General features: G+C 61.4%; 2 protein-coding genes. Both read left to right on the forward strand.

All coding sequences use genetic code 11. The annotated features are described in order from the left end of the window. On the forward strand, positions 1 to 938 hold a 938-nt coding region (locus OC610_RS26240), incomplete at its 5' end, for a tripartite tricarboxylate transporter permease (RefSeq protein WP_264432016.1). A 68-nt stretch (positions 939 to 1006) separates the two neighbouring features. Then, on the forward strand, positions 1007 to 2096 hold a 1090-nt coding region (locus tag OC610_RS26245; protein ID WP_264432018.1), incomplete at its 3' end, for an L-talarate/galactarate dehydratase.

Genomic DNA, 2096 nt, shown 5'->3' on the forward strand with positions numbered 1-2096 from the left:
TGCCGAGCCTCAACGGCGGCTTCGCCATGCTGACGGTGATGATCGGTATGTTCGCCGTCGCCGAAGTGCTGAAGTTCGCCGAGAGCGCGCGCCTGAGCCACCGGGCCAAGCCACAGCACGTCAGCATGAAAGGCGTGAAAGGTTTTGGTTTCTCGATGAAGGAATTTGTTGGTCAGTTGCCCAATGCCACCCGTTCTTCGTTGATCGGCCTGGGCATCGGCATCTTGCCCGGCATCGGAGCCGGTACGTCGAATATCGTCTCTTACATCGTGGCGAAAAAACGCTCCAAGACACCGGAGGAGTTCGGCAAAGGCAAGATCGACGGCGTGGTCGCCAGCGAGACGGCAAACAACGCTGGCATCGGCGGCGCGATGATTCCTCTGCTGACGCTCGGCATTCCCGGCGACACCACCACGGCGGTCATGCTCGGTGGCTTCATGATCCACGGCATCCAGCCCGGTCCCCTGCTGTTCATCAGCCAGGCGCCACTGGTCTACACGATTTTCGCCGCGCTGATCCTCGCTTCCGTGCTGATGCTGGTGCTGGAGTTCTACGGCCTGCGCATGTTCATCAAGTTGCTCGCGGTGCCCAAGCACATCCTGCTGCCGATCATCCTGGTGCTCTGCGTGGTCGGCGCCTTTGGCCTGAACAGCCGGATCTTCGATGTCTGGGCGGTGCTGCTGTTTGGCTTGCTGGGGTATGGGTTCGTCAAAAGCGGTCTGCCGATCGCACCGTTCATCATCGGTTTCATTCTCGGCCCGATGGCTGAAACCAACCTGCGCCGAGGCCTGATGCTGTCCGATGGCAACTTCGGCGGCTTCCTGACCAACCCCATCTCGGCGGGCTTCCTCATCCTGGCCGCCGCGTCCATTTCCTGGCATCTGGTGACGGTCATTCGCAACCGCAAAAGTGCTGCGATTGAACTGATGCGCAGCTAGCCCACCGCATTGGCTGCTGCGACGCGCCCGTGTTGCAGCAGTCGAATCCAAACGTTCGGAGCATAGCCATGCAAGACACGCCTCAACTGTCTTCCGCCGACGACGACCGCATTGCCTGGGTGCGCGTGGCCTCGGTTTACCTGCCGTTGGCCAATCCCATCAGCGACGCCAAGGTGCTGACCGGTCGGCAAAAGCCCATGACTGAAATCGCCATGCTGTTTGTGGAAATCGAAACCAGGGACGGCCATCGTGGCCTGGGTTTCAGTTACTCCAAGCGCGCCGGTGGGCCCGGGCAATTTGCCCACGCCCAGGAAGTCGCCCCCGGCCTCATCGGCGAAAACCCCAGCGACATCTCCAAACTGTGGGACAAGCTCTGCTGGGCGGGTGCCTCGGTGGGGCGCAGCGGCCTGGCGACCCAGGCGATCGGTGCGTTTGATGTTGCCTTGTGGGACTTGAAAGCCAAGCGGGCCAATCTTTCCTTGGCTCGCTTGCTCGGCGCCCATCGCGATTCTGTCCAGTGCTACAACACGTCGGGTGGATTCCTGCACACGCCGCTTGATCAACTCATGGTCAACACCGACATCTCTCGGGAAAAGGGCATAGGCGGAATCAAGCTCAAGGTTGGCCAGCCTGACCAGGCGCTGGATCTGCATCGCGTCAGCAGCATTCGCAAACACCTCGGGGATGACTTTCCCTTGATGGTCGATGCCAACCAGCAATGGGACCGACCCACCGCGCAACGTATGTGCCGACGCCTCGAGCCGTTCAACCTGGTCTGGATCGAGGAACCGTTGGATTGCTACGACGCCGAAGGGCACGCCGCGTTGGCCCAGCAATTCGACACGCCGATCGCGACCGGTGAAATGCTCACCAGCGTTGCCGAGCACTGGGAGTTCATCAAGCTGCGCGCGGCCGATTACCTGATGCCCGACGCGCCCCGGGTCGGCGGCATCACGCCTTATCTCAAGGTCCAGGCCTTGGCCGAGCAAGCGGGGCTGATGATCGCGCCGCATTTTGCCATGGAACTGCACATCCACCTGGCGGCCACTTACAGCCGCGAGCCTTGGGTGGAACATTTCGAATGGCTGGAGCCGTTGTTCAACGAACGCATGGAAACCCGTGACGGACGGATGTTGGTGCCCACCCGGCCTGGCCTTG

The sequence above is a fragment of the Pseudomonas agronomica genome (assembly GCF_025917275.1).
In the GTDB taxonomy this organism is placed as follows: Bacteria; Pseudomonadota; Gammaproteobacteria; order Pseudomonadales; family Pseudomonadaceae; genus Aquipseudomonas; species Aquipseudomonas agronomica.